Genomic DNA, 18491 nt, shown 5'->3' on the forward strand with positions numbered 1-18491 from the left:
TCGGACGGCGATCCAGCCTGGCACGCGGGCGCCCACCGTGCAGCCCGCCGGGACCCCACCTAGCGTGGCCGCATGAGCGACACGACTCCCGGACCCGGCACCGACCCCACCACCGACGCGACGAAGGACCCGGCCGACTGGACCACCGGCGACGAGCCGATGACCGGGCCGCAGCGGTCCTACCTGCACACGCTCGCCCGCGAGGCCGGCGAGGAGGTGCCGGACGACATCACCAAGGCCCAGGCCTCCGAGCTGATCGACCGCCTCCAGGGCACGACCGGCCGCGGCGCCTGACGCTGCCGGCCACGACCGGGGCTACCGACGCAGCACCACCACCCCGTGCGCCGGGACGGCGGCGGTCCCCTCGTGCTGCCGGCCGGTCAGCAGGTCGGTGCCCCCGGACTCGACGGTCGCGTCCGCGGCGGTGTGGTTGATCGCGAACACGTACTCGGCCGCCGCCGACCGGCGCACCACGACCTCGACCCCCGGGGTCGCCGCGACCGGGGCCGTGAGGCCCGCGGCGTCGCACAGCGCGCCGACCACGGACCGGGTGCCGGCGTGGTCCAGGTCGGTGCTGACGTACCAGGCACCGCCCGCGCCGCGCGGGGCGCGGGTCACGGCCGCGTAGCCCGCCGACGGGCCGTCGGCGTACCGCGCGCGGACCACGGCGTCGGACGCCGCGACCGGCTCGGACCACAGCGTCCCGGTCGCCCCGTCCGCGAGCTCGCCCTGGACCCGCACCGTCTGCCCGGGGAGCAGCGGCCGGAGCTCCTCCGCGCGCACCCCCAGCAGGTCGGTGAACGCGCCCGGGTACCCGCCGAGCCGGATGTGGTCGTGCTCGTCGACGGTCCCCGAGAAGTAGGTGACCAGCACCTCGGCCCCGGACGCGGCGGCCTGCTCCAGCGCCTCGACGTCCGCGTCCGTCACGAGGTGCAGCATCGGCGCGAGCACCGCCCGGTACCCCGTCAGGTCCGTGCCGCGCGGCACCACGTCGACGCCGATGTTCGCCTCCCACAGCGCCCGGTACCAGCGCTCGGCGGTCTCCCGGTACCGGAGCAGCGCGCTCGGGTGCGCGTCCAGCTCGGCGGCCCACCCCGACTCGTAGTCGACGACCAGCGCCACCGGTGAGGTCAGCGTCGACCCGGTGACCTCGGCCAGCCGCCGCAGGTCCGCGCCCAGCCCCACGACGCCCTCCCACAGGCCCGAGTCGGTCCCGGCGTGCGGCAGCATCGCGGAGTGGTACTTCTCGGCCCCCGCGCGGGCCGCCCGCCACTGGAAGAACAGCACCCCGTCCGCGCCGCGGGCGACGTGCGTGAGGCTCTCCCGGCGGAGCTGGTGCACCGGCTTGGCCGCGTTCACGGGCTGCCAGCTCACGGCGCTGGTCGAGGACTCCATGAGCAGCCACGGCTGCCGCCCGGCGAGCCCGCGCACGTGGTCGGCGCAGAACGCCAGCGCGACGTGCCCGTCCGGGTCGGCCGCCTGCACGTAGTAGTCGTTCGACACGAGGTCCAGGTCGTCGGTCCAGGTGGCGTAGTCCATGTCGGAGAAGTGGCCCATCACCATGAAGTTGGTGGTCACCGGCACGTCCGGCGTGTACCGGCGCAGCACCGCCGTCTCGGCACGGAGCTGGTCCCGCAGCGCGTCGGAGCAGAACCGCGCGAAGTCCAGCTGCTGGGTCGGGTTGCTGAACGACGGCGCCACGCGCGGCGGCCGGATCTCCTCCCACGTCCCGTACCGCTGGCTCCAGAAGTCGGTGCCCCAGGCGGCGTTGAGCGCGTCCAGGTCCTCGTAGCGGGCACGGAGCCAGGCCCGGAAGCCCTGCGCGTCCAGCTCGCCGTAGCTGCGCCCGTTGTGGCAGCCGAGCTCGTTCGACACGTGCCACAGCGCGAGCGCCGGGTGCTGCCCGTACCGCTCGGCCATCCGCTCGACCAGCCGCAGGGAGTGCGTGCGGTAGACCTCCGCGCTGGGCGACCACGCCTGCCGGCCACCCTGGTCCAGCACGTGCCCCTGCCGGTCGACCGGCAGGATCTCCGGGTGCGCGCTGGTCAGCCAGGCCGGGGGCGAGGCGGTCGCGGTGGCGAGGTCGACGGCGATCCCGTGCTCGTGCAGCAGGTCCAGCACCCGGTCCAGCCAGCCGAAGTCCCAGGTGTCCGGCGTGGGCTGCAGCCGCGCCCAGGAGAACACGCCGACCGTGACCAGGTTGACGCCGGCCTCCCGCATCAGGGCGACGTCCTCCTGCCACACCTCCTCCGGCCACTGCTCCGGGTTGTAGTCGCCCCCGAAGGCGATCGGCCCGTCGGGCCCCTCGCGCGCGGTGCGCTCGTGCAGGCCCTCCGGCCACCGGATCCAGCGCTGCATGGGTCCCCCCTCAGTCCTCGACCAGGACGCGCACGTCCCAGGCCCCGAGCTCGATCGCGTCGCCGGCGGCGAGCGCGGTCCCGGTGAGCGCGTCGGTCACCGCGACCGGCACGACGAACGTCGCCGGCTGCCACGACCAGCAGTGCACGAACCGCAGCCGGGCACCGGCCCCGGACGTGGCGGACAGCACGGTGACCGGCTGCGCGGCCGCGGCACGCCACGGGTCGTCGCCGTCGGGCACGAGCCAGGCGAGCAGCGCCCGGGCGAACGCGTCGTCCGGCACCGTGCCCACCGTCGTCACCCGCCCGGAGCCGTGCGCCGCCGTGGTGACGGCCGCCCACCGCCCGTGGTGCGGGTGCTCGTACCCGGCGAGCACGTCGGCGCCCTCCGCGACCAGCCCGTCCACCCACCCGGTCGCCCGCGCGTCCGCCGGCAGCTCCAGCCCGCGGCCGGCGGACCGCACGGCGACCGGCGCGCCGAGGTTGCTGATCTCCTGGTAGGACGCGCCGGCGGCGTCGGCCAGCCGGGCGGGCTTGCGGTCGAGCCGCGCGCGCGCCTCGTGGTCCGCGTACGCCGTGCGCGGGCCGAGCACCAGGTGACCGCCCGCCTCGGCGTACGCGCGGAGCCGGTCGAGCAGCGCGTCCGGCGCGACGTACAGCGCGGGGACCAGCAGCACGGGCAGCTCGCGGGCCAGCACGGCCGGGTCGGTGCCGTCGAGCAGCTGGACGTCGTGCAGCACGCGCACGCCGACCCCGGCGTCGAACGCCCCGCGCGCGAACGCCTCCACGATGTGCTCGTACGACCGGGGGTCCGGCTCCGCGCCGACCGCCAGCGACGGCTGGAACGCCAGCCCCCACTTCGAGGCGTTCGAGTACAGCAGACCGACCTGCGCGTCCGGGGTGAGCCCGTCGACGACCTCGCCGGCCGTCCGCAGCTCCGCCCCCAGCGCGGCGAGCTGCTCGTACACCCGGCCCGGCCGCTGGTCGTGCGGCAGCACACCGCCCCAGTAGGTCTCCGCCCCGTGGTGCAGCGTGTGCCAGTGCCAGTACTCGATCATCCGCGCGCCGCGGGCGACCATCGCCCACGCCACCTGGCGCCACTGGCCGTCGTACGCCGGGAAGTTGGTCGACGGCCCCGCGATCGCCGCCGCGTTGGTCTCGGTGACCAGGAACGGCGCCTGCTTCGAGGAGTACATCCGGTCGGCGCTGTGCAGCACGCTCCAGACGCCGGAGGTCGCCCAGCCCTGCGGCGCGGTCGAGGTGGACGGCAGCTCCAGCGCGTCCTGCATCGCGTAGTACGGGTTCCCCGCCGTGACGTCGAGCGCCGCCGTGAGGCCGGGGTCGTCCACGCCGGGGCGGGAGTACGCGATGCAGGTGGTGACCAGCTGGTCGTCCCGGGCGTGCTCCCGGACGATCCCGGCCTGCCAGGCGATGAACTCGCTCACCAGCCGGGCCTGGAACCGCCGCCAGGCGAGGTCGTACTGCGGTGCGGAGTTGTTGTCGGGCGTCCAGAGGTCGGCCCAGGTGGACAGCCGGTGCGACCAGTACGTCAGCCCCCACTCGCGGTTCAGCGTCCCGACGTCGCCGTACGTGTGCCGCAGGTCGTCCACGAACGACTGGAACACGCCGTGGTTGTGCAGCAGCTCCAGGCCGGGCTCGTTGTCGACCTGGAACCCGATGACACCCGGGTGGTCCGCGTACCGGCCGGCCACCGCGCGGATCACGCGCTCGGCGTGGAACCGGAACGCCGCGTGCGTGAGGTCGACCTCCTGCCGGGCGCCCCAGCCGATCCGCTGCCCCGTACGCCGCTCGCCGGCGATCTCGGGGTACTTGCGCGCGAGCCAGGGCGGCACCGCGTAGGTCGGGGTGCCCAGCACGGTGCTGATCCCCCGCCGGTGCGCGCCGTCGAGGACCGGCTGCAGCCAGTCGAGCTCGAACCGGCCGTCCTCGGGCTCCCAGGTCGACCAGACCGACTCGCCCACCCGGATCACGGTGAACCCGGCGGCGGCCATCAGGTCGAGGTCCTCCTCCAGCCGGGGGCTCGGCTGGTACTCGTGGTAGTACGCCGCCCCGAACAGGACGGGGTGCGGGAGCGCGGCCGTCACTGCTTCACCCCGCCCGCCGTCAGCCCCGACTGCCAGTACCGCTGCAGGAACAGGAACGCCACGACCAGCGGGATGATCGACACCATCGACCCGGTGATCACCATCGAGAACAGCGCCTGCGACCCGGATCCCGACTGCGAGGTGGCCTGCCACTGCGCCAGGCCGACCGTCAGCGGGAAGTACTTCGCGGTGTTCAGCATGATCAGCGGCAGGAAGTAGTTGTTCCACGTCGCGACCAGCTGGAACAGCAGCACCGTGACGAACCCCGGTGCGAGCAGCCGGAGCACCACCCGGCCGAAGATCCGGCCCTCCCCCGCGCCGTCCACCCGAGCGGCCTCGAGCAGCGTGTGGTCGACGGCGCCGTCCGCGTACACCCGCATGAGGTAGACGCCGAACGGGCTGACCAGCGACGGCAGGATCACCGCCCACGGCGTGTCCGTGATCTGCGCCTTGGCGAACAGCAGGTAGGTGGGGATGGCGAGCGCGGTCGCCGGGATCATGATCGCCCCGAGGATCACCGAGAACAGCAGGTTCCCGCCGGGGAAGTGCAGCTTGGCGAACGCGTAGCCCGCCATCGTGGCGAGGACCGCGGCGCCGACCCCGCTGACGACGGCGTACACGATGCTGTTGCGGAGCCAGGTGGCGTAGATGCCGTTCTGGAAGGTGAACACGTCGCGCAGGTTGTCGACCAGGTGGAAGTCGTCCGCGAACCACAGCCCGAAGCTGGAGAACAGGTCGGCGTTCGACTTCGTGGACGCGATGAGGATCCACACCAGCGGCAGCAGGAAGTACGCGACGCACACCAGCATCGCGACCGTGATCACGGTGCTCGGCCGGCCGCCGACCGGGCGGCGTCGGCGGCGGGCGGCGGCGGGCGAGGCCGGGGGGCCGACGACGTCGGCACCGGCGGCGGGCCGGGCGGCCAGGGGTTGCGAGGTCATGAGCGGCGCTCCCGTCGCTGCGAGCTCAGCTGCACCACGTAGGACACGATCATGATCACGAACCCGAGCAGGAACGCGATCGCCGCGGCGTAGTTGATCTCCTGGTTCACGAAGGCCAGGTTGTAGGCGTAGATGTTCGGCGTGTAGGCCGTGCCGATCACGTTCGGCGCGAGGTTGCTCAGCAGGTTCGGCTCGTTGAACAGCTGGAACGAGCCGATCACCGAGAAGATCAGCGTCAGCAGCAGCGCCGGGCGGATCGCCGGGAGCTTGATCGACCAGGCGATCCGGGCCTCGCCCGCGCCGTCGATCCGGGCCGCCTCGTACTGCTCGGTCGGGATGGACCGCAGCGCCGCGTACAGGATGATCATGTTGTAGCCGACGAATCCCCAGGTGACGATGTTCGCGATCGACCCGAGCATCCAGTCCGCGCTGAGGAACGGCGGTGCCGGGACGTCCAGGGCGTCGGCCAGCTGGGCGAACGGCCCGAAGTCCGGTCCGTACAGGTAGCCCCACATCAGCGCCGCGATGACGCTCGGCACCGCGTACGGCACGAAGATGCTGAGCCGGACGAACCGCTGCAGCCGCAGCCGGCCCGAGTCCAGGACCAGCGCGAACAGCACCGACAGCACCAGCATGATCGGCACCTGGATGAAGAAGAACCGGACCATGCGGAGCACGCCGGAGATGAAGGCCTGGTCCTGCAGGGCCTCGACGTAGTTCTCCAGCCCGACGAAGGCGTTGCCGCCGATCAGCTGCTCGCGGAAGAACGACAGGTATCCCGAGTAGACGAGCGGCGTGACGATCATCGCCAGGAAGATCACGAAGAACGGGGCCACGAAGAGGTAGGCCGCGCGCATCTCCGGCCGCCTCAGGGACCTGCGGTGCCCGGATGCCGCCGGGGCCGGCGGTCGGGCGGCGCCCGGGGGCGCGGTGGTGGTGCTGGTGGACATGGGTCCGCCTCCTGTCCGGTGGGGGCGGGCGGGCCGGCGCGCGACGCGCCGTGGCGGTCGCCGGGACCGGCCCGCCCGCGGCGGGTCACTCGACGGTGAAGCCCTGGTCCTCCGCGTAGGAGACGAGGTCGGCCTCCCACGCCTCCAGCGCCGGCTGGAGCTCGGTGCGGTCGGCGAACGCCTTGCCGACGGTCTCCTCGTAGGACGAGTAGACGTAGTCCATGAACGGCAGCCACCCGAAGTCCGGGGTCACCGTCTCGGAGATGTCGGCGAAGATCTGGTTGACCTGCTCGCCGCCGTAGAACGCGGACTCCTGGTCGATGAACGTCGGGTTCTCCAGGACCGGGTCGTAGGCCGGGAACAGGAACTGCTCGGTCGCGAACTTCAGCGCCGGCTCCTCCGCCGTGTTGATCCAGGTCGCGAGCTCGGCCGCGGCGATGGGGTTCTCCGAGGACGCCAGCACGGCGTCGGTCGACCCGCCCCAGTTGCTCGAGACCTCCTCGCCCTCCTCCCACTGCGGGATCGTGGTCGCGCGCCACAGCCCGGACGTGTTCCCCGCGGTGCCCTGGAGGAACACCGGGCCCCACGCGGCCGCCTGCCACGACGCGTACTTGCCGTTCGCCAGGCCCTGGTACCACTGGTCGGTGAAGTCGGGGTCGGTCGAGATCAGGTCGTCCTGGACCAGCGTGTTCCACAGGTCGATGACCTTCGCGACCTCCGGCGTGTCGAGGTCGATGGTCACCGTCTCGGCGCCGTCGTACGCGAACGGCCGGGCGCCGGCCTGCCACAGCAGGCTGACGAACTGCCCGCCGTCGTTGCCCGGGAAGTTGGTCAGGTAGGACTCGGGGTTCGCGGCCCGGTAGGTGCGCGCGGCCTCGACGAACTCGTCCCAGGTGGCGGGCGGCTCGACGCCGGCCGCGGTGAACAGGTCCTCCCGGTAGAGGTTCCCGAGCGGGCCGACGTCCTGGGGGATCCCGTAGACCGCGCCGTCGTCGGACACCTGGTCCCAGATCCACGCGGCGTAGTCGTCCTCGAGGTCCGCCGCGCCGTACGGCGCGAGGTCCAGCAGGTTGTCGCCGAGCCGGAACGAGGACAGGTGCTGGAACTCGATCTGCGCCACGTCCGGGGCGCCCTGCCCGGACTCGAGCGCCGTGCGGAGCTTCTGGTAGTGCGGGGCGCCCTGGCCGACGTTCACCACCTCGACGCTGATGTCGGGGTACTCGGCCTCGAAGAGGTCGACCTGGTTCTGGATGTCGGGCACCCAGGTCCAGAACAGCAGGTCGGTCGGCGTCGAGAGCGCCTCGTCGATCTGCTCCTGGGTGACGGCCTCGGCGGTGCTGCCGCCGTCTCCGCCTCCGTCGTCCCCGCCGCCGGAGCAGGCGGTGAGGACCAGCGCGCCGCCCGCGAGGGCCGCGGCGAGGGTGAGGGACTTGCTGCTGCGTCGGTACATCGTCGGACCAACTTCCTGTCGAGAGCTGAAGCGGGATCGCCTGGGTCTGTACAGGGGTGGAGCTGTCGTGCGCGGGAAGGTCCGGGACCGCTACGGGGCCGGCCCGGTGCTGGACCGCACCACCAGCTCGACCGGCAGCCGGACCGTGGCGCCGTCGCCACCGCCCCGACCCTCGACCGCGGCGACGAGCCCGGTCACCGCGCGGCGCGCGCCGACGGCGAACTCCTGGCGCACCGTCGTCAGCGGGATCACCTGGTAGCCGGCGTCCGGGCTGTCGTCGAAGCCCACGACCGACACGTCGGCGGGCACCGCGCGGCCGGACTCCAGCACCGCGCGCATCGCGCCGACGGCCATCTGGTCGTTGGCGGTGAACACCGCCGTCACCGCGGGGTCGGCTGCCAGGGCACGCCCCAGCTCGTACCCGGACCGCGCCGTCCAGTCGCCCACGAGCGGCTCCGGCACGTCGCGCCCGGCGGCCGACAGCGCGCGCCGCCAGCCGTCGACGCGCCGGACCGCCGCACCCTGGTCCGCCGGGCCGGCCAGGTGGTGCACCGTCCGGTGCCCGAGCCGGAGCAGGTGGTCGACCGCCAGGCGGGCGCCCATCTCCTGGTCCACCGTCACGGTCGGCCAGCCCGCCGGGCCGACCGCCTCTCCCACGTTGACCGCCGGGATCCCCCGCAGCACGTCGGGCGACAGCCCGTGGTCGACGTACGGGTTGGCCAGGATCAGCCCGTCGACCCCCTGGTCGACCAGCCGGCCGATCGCGCGCTCGAAGTCGGCGGAGGAGGCGACGGCGGAGGCCTGGGCCGAGGCCACGACGACCGAGTACCCGAGCTCCCACGCGGTCGACTCGATCGCGAACAGCTGCGCGGACGGGCCGTAGTCGACCGACCCGGGCATCGCCACCCCCAGCACCCGCGACTGCTGGGTCACCAGCGCCCGGGCGGCCGCGTTCGGCCGGTAGCCCAGGGCCGTGATGGCCGCCGCGACCCGCAGGCGGGTGGCGGCGCTGACGTTCGGGTCGTTGTTCACGACGCGGGACACCGTCTTCTGGGAGACGCCCGCGGCCCGCGCGACGTCGGTCGCCACCGCTCGCCCAACCTCGGGTGCCTGCACAGCGCCGTCCCCCGTCGTTCGTCCGCCCTGACGTCGATGACTACGTAGTCAACGCACGGGGGCGGTCGCGGTCAAGGGCTGTTACCGAAGCGTGACGGTTCCGTCGCCGGCGCTCCCGGGCGGGTCACCGGCCGCCCGCCCGGCCCGGGCGCGGGCCGCCTGGCGGACCAGGTGGTCGCGCTCGGCCAGGTCCGTCGCCCGGTGCGCGGCCTCCGCGTACGCCGCGGCGGCCGCGGGCAGGTCACCGTCCAGCTCGTGCAGGTGCGCGCGGACCGCGTGCCACCGGTGCCGCTCCCCCAGCACCGCGCGCAGCCGCTCCGTCTCCCGCAGCCCGGCGGCCGGGCCGACCGCGTGCCCCACCGCCACCGCACGTCCCAGCACGGCCGCCGGGTCCTGGCGCACCGGGTCGTCGCTGAGCGCGACCAGGTCGTCGTACCAGGCCAGCACCTGCGGCCAGTCCGTCTCCGCGGCGGCGGCCGCGTCGTCGTGCAGCGCGGCGATCGCGGCCTCGATCTGGTACCGGCCCGGGCGCTGCTCCGTCAGCGCCGCCTGCAGCACCCGGACGCCCTCGGCGATCTCGCGGGTGTCCCAGCGGCTGCGGTCCTGCCGGTCGAGCGTCACCAGCCGCCCCTGCGCGTCGTACCGCGCGGGCAGCCGCGCGTGGTTGAGCAGCATCAGCGCGAGCAGCCCCCGCGCCTCCGGCTCGTCCGTCGCGAGGGTCAGCTGCCGTGCGAGCCGGATCGCCTCGCCCGCGAGGTCCACCCGGCCCGCGTGCCCCGCGGCGTACACCAGGTACAGCACCCGCAGGACCACGGCCAGGTCGCCCGGCCGGTCCAGGCGCCGACCGCGCAGCGTCCGCTTGGCCCGGCTGATCCGCTGCGCCATCGTCGGCTCGGGCACGAAGAACGCGTCGGCGACCTCCCGCGTCGTCAGGCCCGCGACGGCGCGCAGGGTCAGCGCCACCTGCGACGCCGGAGCCAGGTCCGGGTGGCAGCAGCAGAACAGCAGGAGCAGCGTGTCGTCGCCCTCCTCCGCGGCACCCCGGACCGGCTCGGCGTCGACCGCCCCCTCCCGCCGGCGCCGGGCCACCTCGCTGCGGCGGACGTCGACCAGCCGCCGGGTCGCGACCGTCGTCAGCCAGGCCCGCGCGTCGCGCGGCGGGTGCGACGGCCAGACCCGCAGCGCCTCGACCAGGGCCTCCTGCAGCGCGTCCTCGGCGGCGTCGAAGTCCTCGCCGCGCCGGACCAGGGCCGCGAGCACCCGGGGGACGAGGGCGCGCAGGGCGCCCTCGTCCAGCCCGGGGCCCTCGGTCATGCCGGCCCGTCGTCGCCCGCCGGCGCGCCCGACATGACCTCGCGCACGTCGATCCACTCGTACAGCGGCGTCCCGCCCTGCCCGGGCTCCGAGGACACGTACGCGGCGATCTCCAGCGCCCGCTCGTGCGACTCGACGTCCACCATGTACCAGCCGGCGACCAGGTCGCTCGTCTCCGGGTGCGGGCCGTCGGTCGTCACCGGGGCGGCGTCCGGGCCGCCGTAGCGGACCCAGGTGCGCGCCGGGGTCAGCGCCTGGGCGTCGACGAGCTCGCCGCTCGCCGTGAGCATCTCGCCGACGTGCTCGAGGAACGCCATGTGCGCCTCCACGTCGGCGGGGTCCCACTGGTCCAGCGGCGGGGACGGGCGGTGCTGCTCGGGGCCGCCGCGGTAGTGCTTGAGGAGCAGGTACTTGGGCATGGTCGTCTCCTGGGTGCCGGGGCCGCGCCTCTCGCGACCCGCACCTGGAGAGCGGAGCGGGCCGGGCGTCCTCGACATCGAACCACCGGCGCGTGCCGGCCGTACCCGGAACTCAGGCCCGGACGCGCGTGGCCCAGAACGCGACGGCGCCCGCCGCGGCCACGTTGAGCGAGTCCACCCCGCCCGCCATCGGGATCCGCACCGTCAGGTCCGCCGCCGCGACCGTCGCCGGCTTCAGGCCGTCGCCCTCCGCGCCGAGCACCAGCGCCAGCCGCTCCGGCGGGTCGGCCTCGAGGACGTCGAGGCCGATCGCGTCGTCCGACAGCGCCAGCGCGGCGGTGACGAACCCCGCGTCCCGCAGCACGTCGATCCCGCCGGGCCACGGGTCGACGCGGGTCCACGGCACCTGGAACACCGTGCCCATCGACACCCGCACCGAGCGCCGGTACAGCGGGTCGGCGCACCGGGGGGTGACCAGCACCGCGTCCACGCCGATCGCGGCGGCCGACCGGAACGCCGCGCCGACGTTCGTGTGGTCCACGACGTCCTCCAGCACCGCCACCCGCCGCGCGCCCGCGCCGCCCCGGGCCCCGGCCAGCACGTCCGCGACGGACGGTAGCGGCGGCCGGTGCATCGAGGCCAGCGCCCCGCGGTGCACGTGGAAGCCGGTGATCGCCTCCAGCACCGCCGGCTCCGCGACGTAGACCCGCACCGGCTCGCCGTCCGGGTCCCGGGCCTCGAGCATCGCCGTCAGGTCGGGCAGCCAGCGCGGCGACACCAGCACCGAGCGCGGCCGGTGCCCGGCGGCCAGCGCCCGGCCGAGCACCGTCGAGCTCTCCGCGATGTACAGGCCCTTCTCGGGCTCGTGCCGCGAGCGCAGCGCGACGTCGGTGAGGGAGACGTAGTCGGCGAGCCGCTCGTCGTCGGGGTCGGTCAGGTGGACGATGTCGAGCGCGGGCACGCGGTCATTCTCCCCCGGCCGGCGGGCCCGCCGGCTCAGCCCAGGAACTCCAGCGCGGCGGCCACCAGCAGCCGGCGACCGGCGGCGATGGTCGGCTCGTCCAGCGGCAGGAACTGCGCGGTGTGGTTCCCCGGCACGGTCGGCGCGAACCCGGTCGTGTAGTCCGCGGGGAACCGGGCCGGGTCCATCCCGCCCCAGAACCAGAACGCGTACGGCACCGGGTCCCCCTCGTACCGGCCCTTCGGCAGCCCGTACTCGGAGAAGTCCTCGGAGCCCATCAGCGGCTCGGCCAGCCGGATCGCGCCGTCGGGCACGACCGCCGCCTGCGCCGCCATCACGCGGTCCACCACGTCGGCCGTGTTGACCGTCGCCGGCGGGTTCTCCCGCAGGCCGATCGTCGGCGGCTGCGGGCACCCGGCGGCGTCCGCCTCGGCCTCCACGATCCGCCGCACCGCCGCGATCGCGCGCTCCATGGAGGCGTCGGACCGGGCGCGCAGGTTCACGGTGAACGTCGCGGTGTCCGGGATGATGTTCGACTTCGTGCCCGCGTGGAACGTGCCGACGGTGACGACGAGCGGGTCCTCGGGCGACGTCTCGCGGGCGACGATCGTCTGCAGCCGCGTGATGGCGTACGCCGCCGTGAGGATCGGGTCGATCGTCGCGAACGGCCGCGAGCCGTGCCCGCCGCGCCCGTGGATCGTGACGTCGAGCGTGCAGGCGGCGGCCATCAGCAGCCCGCGCGCGTGGTTCGCCACCCCGGCGGGCAGCGGGCCGACGTGCTGACCGAGCGCGACGTCCGGCTTCGGGAAGCGGGTGAACAGGCCGTCGGCGAGCATCGCACCCGCCCCGCTCGCGGTCTCCTCCGCGGGCTGCCCGACCACCATCAGCGTGCCCCGCCAGGCGTCCCGGGCGGCGGCCAGGGTGTCGACCGCGGCCGCGAGCGCCGTCACGTGCATGTCGTGCCCGCACGCGTGCATCGTCGGCACGACCTCGCCCGCGGGGTTCACGTCGGTGTGCCGGCTCTGGTACTCCGCGCCCGACTCCTCCAGCACCGGGAGCCCGTCCATGTCGGCGCGCAGCATCACGACCGGGCCGTCCCCGTTGCGCAGCAGCCCGACCACGCCGGTGCCGCCGACGCCCTCGGTGACCTCGAGCCCCGACGCCCGCAGCTCGGCCGCGAGCGCGGCGGCGGTGCGGTGCTCCCGCCCCGACAGCTCCGGGTGCGCGTGCAGGTCCCGGTACAGCTCGCGCCAGTGCGCGGCCCGCGGGTCGGCGGCGTCCAGCACCCGGGAGGCGCGCGTGCGGTCGGCGGTCGGTGCGGCGGTGCTCATGCGGCAGAGGGTCCTTCCGGTACGGGCGACGACTCAGCGCACCGTACCCCGCCGGCCCCACCTCGGCGCCGGCACCCCCCTGCCGCCGGGGCCGGTCGCACCCCTACAGTCAGCCCTATGCGGTACGGGGTCCTGGGTCCCGTGGAACTCGTGACCGCGGTCGGGGCAGAACCCGTCCGCGGTTCCCGTCAACGCGCCCTGCTGGCCGTCCTGCTCGCGCACCGCGGCGCGATGGTGCCGCGCGAGCGCCTCATCGCCGCGCTCTGGCCCGACGGCCCGCCGCCCAGCTCCGAGCACACGCTGCACAGCCACGCGTCGCGGATCCGCGCCCTGGTGGGGCCGGACCTGCGGGCCGTGCCCGGCGGCTACCGGCTGGACCCGGAGGACCTGGACGCCGACCGCTTCGACCGCGCGGTCCGGGACGCGGCGCGCGGGGTGCCGGGGACGGCCGCGGACGTGCTCACCGCCGCCCTCGCGCTCTGGCGCGGGCCGGCGTTCGGCTCCGAGGCGGACCTGCCCGAGGTGCAGGCCGAGGCCGAGCGGCTGGACGCCACCCGGCGCAGCGCGCACGAGGCGCTGGCCCGGGCGCTCGTCGAGGACGACCCGGAGCGCGCCGCCGAGGCCGCCGAGCGGGCGCTGGACGGCGATCCCTACCGCGAGGGCGCCTGGGCGCTGCTGGTCCGCGCCCGCACCGGCGAGGGCCGGCCCGGTGAGGCGGTGCAGGTCTACCTGCGGGCCGCGGCGGCGCTCGACGAGATCGGGCTGCTGCCGTCGCACGACCTGCGCAGCGCGCACCAGGCGGCGCTCGCCCTCGGGCGGCCGTCGCCGACCTGGGGTGAGCCGCCGACGCCGGCACGCGCCACGGCGACGGGGCACCGCAACGGCCGGACCCGGGCCGGGACCGCGCACGCCGCCGCGCGCGACCGCAGCACGCCGCCGCGCCCGGTGGCGCCGCTCCCCCGGCACCGCACGTCGTTCGTCGGGCGCGACGCCGAGCTCGCCGCCGTGACCTCGCTGCTGGCGCGGACGGCGCTGGTGAGCCTCGTCGGCCCGGGGGGCGTCGGCAAGACCCGGCTCGCCCTGGAGGCCGCCGAGCGTGCCGCAGCCGACCGGGAGCCACGGTTCGTCGAGCTCGGCGCCGTGCGCGACGCGGGCGCGGTGCCCGCCGCCGTGGCCGCCGCGCTCGACGCCGACCCCGAGATCGCCCCGGCGCACGCGCTCGCCCGGGCCGCCGCGCAGGACGTGCTGCTGGTCCTGGACAACTGCGAGCACCTGGCCGGCGCGGTCGCCGAGTGCGTGGACCTGCTGCTGTCCGAGCCGGGGCCGCTGCGGGTGCTCGCGACCAGCCGCACGCCGCTCGGGCTGTCCGGCGAGCACGTGGTGCTCGTCGAGCCGCTGCCCGCGACCGGCCCGGAGTCGCCGGCCGCCCGGCTGTTCCGCGACCGGGCCCGTGCCGCGTCGGGCCGCGAGCCGGTCACCGACGGGCGCGCCGGCGCCGCACCGGCGACGGACCCGGTCGAGCGGATCGTCGCCCGGCTGGACGGGCTGCCGCTGGCCGTGGAGATGGCCGCGGCCCGCACCGCGACCCTCAGCGTGCCGGACGTCGCCGACCTGCTGGACGCCCGGCTCGACAGCCTGGTGTCGCCCCGGCGTGACGGACCCGTGCGGCACCGCTCGCTCGCCGCGCTCGTCGCCTGGTCCCGCGAGCTGCTCCCGCCCGAGGCCCGGGCGGCGCTGGACGGCTGGCCCGTGTTCGCGACCGCCTGCCCGCCCGACCTCGCCGCGACGGTGCTCGACGTCCCGGCCCGGACCGCGGAGCAGCTCGCCTCCGCCTCGCTGCTGGTCCGGGACGACGCCCGCGGCCGTACCCGCTACCGGATGCTGCAGACGGTGCGCGCCGTCGTCGGCCCGCCGGACGAGGCGGTGCGCGCCCGGCACGCCGCCGTGCTGCTCGACGTGGCCCGCGACGCCGACCGGGCCCTGCGCGGCCCCGGCGAGACCGACGCCCGGGCCCGGCTCACCGCGCTGCTGCCCGACCTGCGGCTGGCGCACGCCTGGGCCGCCACCCACGACCCCGACCTGGCGGTGCGCCTGACCCGCGCGCTGCACCTGCACGCGGTCGACGCGCTGCGCACCGACGTGCTCGCCTGGCCGGTGCCGGGCCGGGAGTCCGCGCCGCCGGTGCTCGCGGCCCTCGCGGCCCGCGCCCTGCTGCAGGGCCACCACGCCGGCGCACGCCGCCGCGCCGACCGGGCGCTCGCCACCGCCACCGACCCCGCCGACCGCCTGCACGCCCTCGAGGTCCTCGCGGACCTCGCGCTGTTCGAGGGCCGCACGGACGACGCGGTCGCGCTCGGCGCCCGGATCGCCACGGAGGCGCAGCACGCCTCCGACCCGCACTACCGGGTCATCGGCCTGACCTACGCCGCCCTGGTCGCCGCGTACCGGGACCGCCCGCTGACGGCGAGCACCGCGCTCGCGGCCGTGCGCCGGGCGGTGCACCCGGGCTACGCCGCGCCGTCCGACCGCGGCTGGCTCGCGTTCAGCACGGGCGAGGTGCTCGCCCGGACCGACCCGCGCGCCGCCCTCGCCGCGCTCGCCGAGGCGCGGGACCTGGCCGACCGCACCGGCAACCGCTACCTGTCCGGGGTGGCCCGCACGGCCACCGTCGCGGCCGTCGCCCGCCGGCCCGACCCCGCCGGCGCCCTCGACGAGCTGCTCGACCTCGCCCGCGCGTGGGCGCCGACCGGCGACCGGACCCACCTGCGCACCGCGCTGCGCAACGTCGTGCCGCTGCTGCTGCGGCTGGACCGCCCCGCCGACGCGGCGCTGCTGCTCGGCGCCGTCACGGCGCCCGACCTGCCCCAGGCCTACGGGCTCGAGGCCGAGGCGCTCGCGCAGGCCCGCGCCGAGCTCGCGCGTCGCCTGGGCCGGCGCCCGCTCGCCGCGCTGCTCGTGCAGGGGGCGGCCGACGACCTGCCCGTCGCGGCCGCCCGGCTGGCGGAGTCCTCAGGCGTGCAGGCGGTAGAACCGGAACAGGTCGTGCTCGACGGGCAGGACCTCCAGCGCTGAGAACCCCGCCGCGCGGGCGTACCGCTCCAGCGTCGCCGGGCGCATCACCGTCCCGGTGCCCGCGCTCGGGTCGTGCGAGAGCCCGTCCGGCAGGCACACCTGCAGCGAGAAGCCGTAGAACCACCGGTCCATCGGGCCCGCCGGGGCCGTGAACTCCTCGGCGACCCGCTCGTCGGCCACCAGCACCCAGCCTCCCGGGGCGAGCAGCACCCGGGCCGCGCGCAGCACCGCCACCGGGTCGGCCATGTCGTGCACGCACTCGAAGGCGGTCACGACGTCGAACCGGCCGGCCGCCGGACCGGCTGCGACGTCCGCCGCGTCGGACCCCACGAACCGCGTGCGGTCCGCCACGCCGTGCTCGACCGCGTGCCGCCGCGCTGCAGCCGTCGACGGCTCGTCCACGTCGATCCCGGTCACGTGCACGCCGGCGTACGCCAGCGCCAGCCCGATCGACGACCAGCCCTCCCCGCACCCGAGGTCGGCCACCCGGGCCCCGGCCCGCAGCCGGGCGTCCAGGTCCGGCAGCGCGGCGGCGACGAGCGGGGCGAGCCCGTGCAGGAAGAACGGCCGGTTGATCGCCGCCTGCCCCTCCCGGGCGTCGGTGCCGAGCCGCTCCCAGGACACCCCGCCGCCCGACCGGTAGGCCGCGTGCAGCTCGTCCACGACCCGCCCGCTCGCGGCGTGCAGCCGGCCCAGCGGGGCGAGGTAGGCGGCCGACTCCCCGTCCGTCAGCACCTCGGCCGCGCCGGGGGTCAGGGCGAACGCCCCGTCCGCGACGGTCGCGTAGCCCGCCGCGCCCTGGTGCTCCAGCCACTCCCGCACGTAGCGCGGGTGCGTCCCGGTCAGTGCGGCGAGCTGGTCCGGCGTGCACGGCCCGTGGTCCGCGAGCGCCCGGTACCAGCCGAGCCGGTCGCCGGCGTGCACCGCCGCCAGCTCCTGCGCGCCGAGGCTCGCCGCGAGCAGCCGGTCGGCGACCTCGGCGGTGGTCGCGCCCACCGGCTCGAGCAGGTCGGACGGCCGGGTCGTGCTCGTGGTGCTGGTCATGGGGTCCTCCGGGTCCCGCCGTCGGCGTGGGTGCCGTCGGTCGTGGGACCAGGGAAGCCCCGGTGCCTCGCAGCCACCTCGCACGGACCTCGCAGCCGTCGTCGCAGCCGTCGTCAGCCGGCCGCGTCGTCCGCGCGCGCGTCGTGCCGGGCCGCCTCGTCCCCTGCCGCCTCGTCGCCCGCTGCGAGCGCGACCCCGGGCCGCTCCTGGCGCCACGCCCGCGCGCCCGCGAGCGCCGCGACGCCGCCGACCACCGCCAGCACCGGGACCACCAGGAACGCCGTGTGCGCCCCCACCGCGTCGGCCAGCGCGCCGAGGACGAACGGGGCGACGCCGATGGCCAACCCGCCGCCCACGGTGGCGCGCGCCTGGGCCGCGTCGGTGGCGCCGCCGGAGGCGCCCAGCAGCAGCGCGATGCCGAGCGGGTACTGCGCCCCGTACCCGAGCCCCGCCAGGAACAGCCCGGCGAGCGCGACCGGTGCGGTGGTCGCCGTCCAGAGCACGGCCCACCCGGCGATCGCGACGCCGAACGCGCCCCCGAGCAGCCGGGCGGGCGAGACCCGCAGCGACAGCGGCCCGACGACGAACCGGATGACCGTCATCCCCGCGACCAGCCCGGCGGTGGTCGCCGTGGCGATCCCCGCACCGGCGCCGGTGCGATCCCGCACCAGGTCGGTCGCCCAGTACGTCGTGGCGTTCTCGAGGGCGAGGGCGGCCACGATCGTCACGAGGAACCAGCGGGAGGCCCGCACGGCCCCGGCCACGCCGTCGGCCCCGGCGGGACCCGCCACCGCGCCGCCCGACCGGGCCAGCACCCCGGTGAGGGGCAGCCGCCGGACGAGCACCGCGGTCGCCAGCGCGAGCACCGCCGTCACGGCCACCGCGGGACGCCAGCCCCACCCCGCGGCGACGCACGCGCCGACGGCCAGCGGGCCGACCAGGCCGACGCCCGACCCCACGCCGTTCGCCTCCGTCACCGCGGCGGACGCCGACCGTCCGTGGTGCCCGGCGAGGCCCGCCTGCGCGGCGCTGATGGCCATGTTGCCGCCGACGGCGACCACGACCATGCCCGCCAGCGTCACCGCGAGCACCTGCCCGGTCGTGAGCAGCGCGATCCCCGCGGCGATCACCACCGACGCACCCACCAGGGTCGTCCGCCGGCCGAGCCGGAGCACCGCGCGCGGGGTCAGCGCCGCGGCGCCCAGCGCCCCGACCGCCATCGCCGTGCCGTGCAGCCCCGCCTGCGCGTTCGACACCCCCAGCTCCTCCGCGAGCAGCGGCACGCTGGGGTTGAACGAGTAGAGCAGCCACCCCCAGGTGACGAACACCCCGTACATGCTGACGGTGAACCGGTCCCGGTGGAGCCGCGGCGTCCCGGCCGCGGTGCGCGTCATCACGCGCCCGACCCTAGCGGCGCGCGGCCGCCGCCGA

General features: G+C 76.0%; 14 protein-coding genes. 2 read left to right on the forward strand and 12 right to left on the reverse strand.

Annotated features, from left to right (window positions below):
• Positions 1-72: 72 nt before the first annotated feature.
• Positions 73-294 (forward strand): DUF3072 domain-containing protein, encoded by a 222-nt coding sequence (locus ACWPWW_RS03500; RefSeq protein ID WP_454048957.1) that lies wholly within the window; start codon positions 73-75, stop codon positions 292-294.
• Positions 295-315: 21 nt separating this feature from the next.
• On the opposite strand, the gene ACWPWW_RS03505 is transcribed toward ACWPWW_RS03500, so the two are convergent.
• The 10 genes from ACWPWW_RS03505 to ACWPWW_RS03550 all read right to left on the reverse strand — a co-directional run bounded on the left by ACWPWW_RS03505 (position 316) and on the right by ACWPWW_RS03550 (position 12944).
• A complete protein-coding gene (locus ACWPWW_RS03505; protein ID WP_454048958.1) occupies positions 316-2358 on the reverse strand; it encodes a beta-galactosidase in 2043 nt (680 codons plus the stop codon).
• 10 nt (positions 2359-2368) lie between these two features.
• Positions 2369-4462, reverse strand: coding sequence for a beta-galactosidase (locus ACWPWW_RS03510; RefSeq protein ID WP_454048959.1), 2094 nt, complete (start codon positions 4460-4462; stop codon positions 2369-2371).
• Complete coding sequence (locus ACWPWW_RS03515) at positions 4459-5403, reverse strand: carbohydrate ABC transporter permease (protein WP_454048960.1); 945 nt, start codon at positions 5401-5403, stop codon at positions 4459-4461. Before ACWPWW_RS03515 ends, ACWPWW_RS03510 begins: the two co-directional genes overlap by 4 nt.
• Positions 5400-6353, reverse strand: coding sequence for a carbohydrate ABC transporter permease (locus ACWPWW_RS03520; protein ID WP_454048961.1), 954 nt, complete (start codon positions 6351-6353; stop codon positions 5400-5402). The genes ACWPWW_RS03515 and ACWPWW_RS03520 overlap by 4 nt, the downstream gene beginning before the upstream one ends.
• Positions 6354-6438: 85 nt before the next feature.
• Positions 6439-7803, reverse strand: coding sequence for an ABC transporter substrate-binding protein (locus ACWPWW_RS03525; protein ID WP_454048962.1), 1365 nt, complete (start codon positions 7801-7803; stop codon positions 6439-6441).
• Between the two features lie 90 nt (positions 7804-7893).
• Positions 7894-8892 (reverse strand): LacI family DNA-binding transcriptional regulator, encoded by a 999-nt coding sequence (locus ACWPWW_RS03530; RefSeq protein WP_454048963.1) that lies wholly within the window; start codon positions 8890-8892, stop codon positions 7894-7896.
• A 108-nt stretch (positions 8893-9000) separates the two neighbouring features.
• Positions 9001-10233 carry an RNA polymerase sigma factor gene (locus tag ACWPWW_RS03535; RefSeq protein ID WP_454048964.1) on the reverse strand — a complete coding sequence of 411 codons (1233 nt, stop codon included), beginning with the start codon at positions 10231-10233 and terminating at the stop codon, positions 9001-9003.
• A complete protein-coding gene (locus ACWPWW_RS03540) occupies positions 10230-10652 on the reverse strand; it encodes a YciI family protein (protein ID WP_454048965.1) in 423 nt (140 codons plus the stop codon). The genes ACWPWW_RS03535 and ACWPWW_RS03540 overlap by 4 nt, the downstream gene beginning before the upstream one ends.
• A 112-nt stretch (positions 10653-10764) precedes the next feature.
• Positions 10765-11613 carry a TrmH family RNA methyltransferase gene (locus ACWPWW_RS03545; protein ID WP_454048966.1) on the reverse strand — a complete coding sequence of 283 codons (849 nt, stop codon included), beginning with the start codon at positions 11611-11613 and terminating at the stop codon, positions 10765-10767.
• Positions 11614-11648: 35 nt separating this feature from the next.
• Complete coding sequence (locus tag ACWPWW_RS03550; RefSeq protein ID WP_454048967.1) at positions 11649-12944, reverse strand: amidohydrolase; 1296 nt, start codon at positions 12942-12944, stop codon at positions 11649-11651.
• Between the two features lie 150 nt (positions 12945-13094).
• Between ACWPWW_RS03550 and ACWPWW_RS03555 the strand changes: the two genes are divergently transcribed.
• Positions 13095-16016: an AfsR/SARP family transcriptional regulator gene (locus ACWPWW_RS03555; protein ID WP_454048968.1), complete on the forward strand. Its 2922-nt coding sequence runs from the start codon at positions 13095-13097 to the stop codon at positions 16014-16016.
• On the opposite strand, the gene ACWPWW_RS03560 is transcribed toward ACWPWW_RS03555, so the two are convergent.
• Positions 15954-17060, reverse strand: a complete 1107-nt coding sequence (locus ACWPWW_RS03560; protein WP_454048969.1) for a class I SAM-dependent methyltransferase — start codon at positions 17058-17060, stop codon at positions 15954-15956. The genes ACWPWW_RS03555 and ACWPWW_RS03560 overlap by 63 nt on opposite strands.
• A 113-nt stretch (positions 17061-17173) precedes the next feature.
• A complete protein-coding gene (locus ACWPWW_RS03565; protein WP_454050387.1) occupies positions 17174-18454 on the reverse strand; it encodes an MFS transporter in 1281 nt (426 codons plus the stop codon).
• Positions 18455-18491: the final 37 nt, after the last annotated feature.

It is taken from the genome of Cellulomonas sp. Marseille-Q8402, assembly GCF_965119525.1.

Bases quoted from the DNA above. Each gene is read 5' to 3' on its own strand.
- ACWPWW_RS03560 (WP_454048969.1), bottom strand. From the start codon at position 17,060: ATGACCAGCACCACGAGCACGACCCGGCCGTCCGACCTGCTCGAGCCG.
- ACWPWW_RS03520 (WP_454048961.1), bottom strand. From the start codon at position 6,353: ATGTCCACCAGCACCACCACCGCGCCCCCGGGCGCCGCCCGACCGCCG.
- ACWPWW_RS03535 (WP_454048964.1), bottom strand. From the start codon at position 10,233: ATGACCGAGGGCCCCGGGCTGGACGAGGGCGCCCTGCGCGCCCTCGTC.
- ACWPWW_RS03505 (WP_454048958.1), bottom strand. From the start codon at position 2,358: ATGCAGCGCTGGATCCGGTGGCCGGAGGGCCTGCACGAGCGCACCGCG.
- ACWPWW_RS03515 (WP_454048960.1), bottom strand. From the start codon at position 5,403: ATGACCTCGCAACCCCTGGCCGCCCGGCCCGCCGCCGGTGCCGACGTC.
- ACWPWW_RS03500 (WP_454048957.1), top strand. From the start codon at position 73: ATGAGCGACACGACTCCCGGACCCGGCACCGACCCCACCACCGACGCG.
- ACWPWW_RS03525 (WP_454048962.1), bottom strand. From the start codon at position 7,803: ATGTACCGACGCAGCAGCAAGTCCCTCACCCTCGCCGCGGCCCTCGCG.
- ACWPWW_RS03550 (WP_454048967.1), bottom strand. From the start codon at position 12,944: ATGAGCACCGCCGCACCGACCGCCGACCGCACGCGCGCCTCCCGGGTG.
- ACWPWW_RS03565 (WP_454050387.1), bottom strand. From the start codon at position 18,454: ATGACGCGCACCGCGGCCGGGACGCCGCGGCTCCACCGGGACCGGTTC.
- ACWPWW_RS03540 (WP_454048965.1), bottom strand. From the start codon at position 10,652: ATGCCCAAGTACCTGCTCCTCAAGCACTACCGCGGCGGCCCCGAGCAG.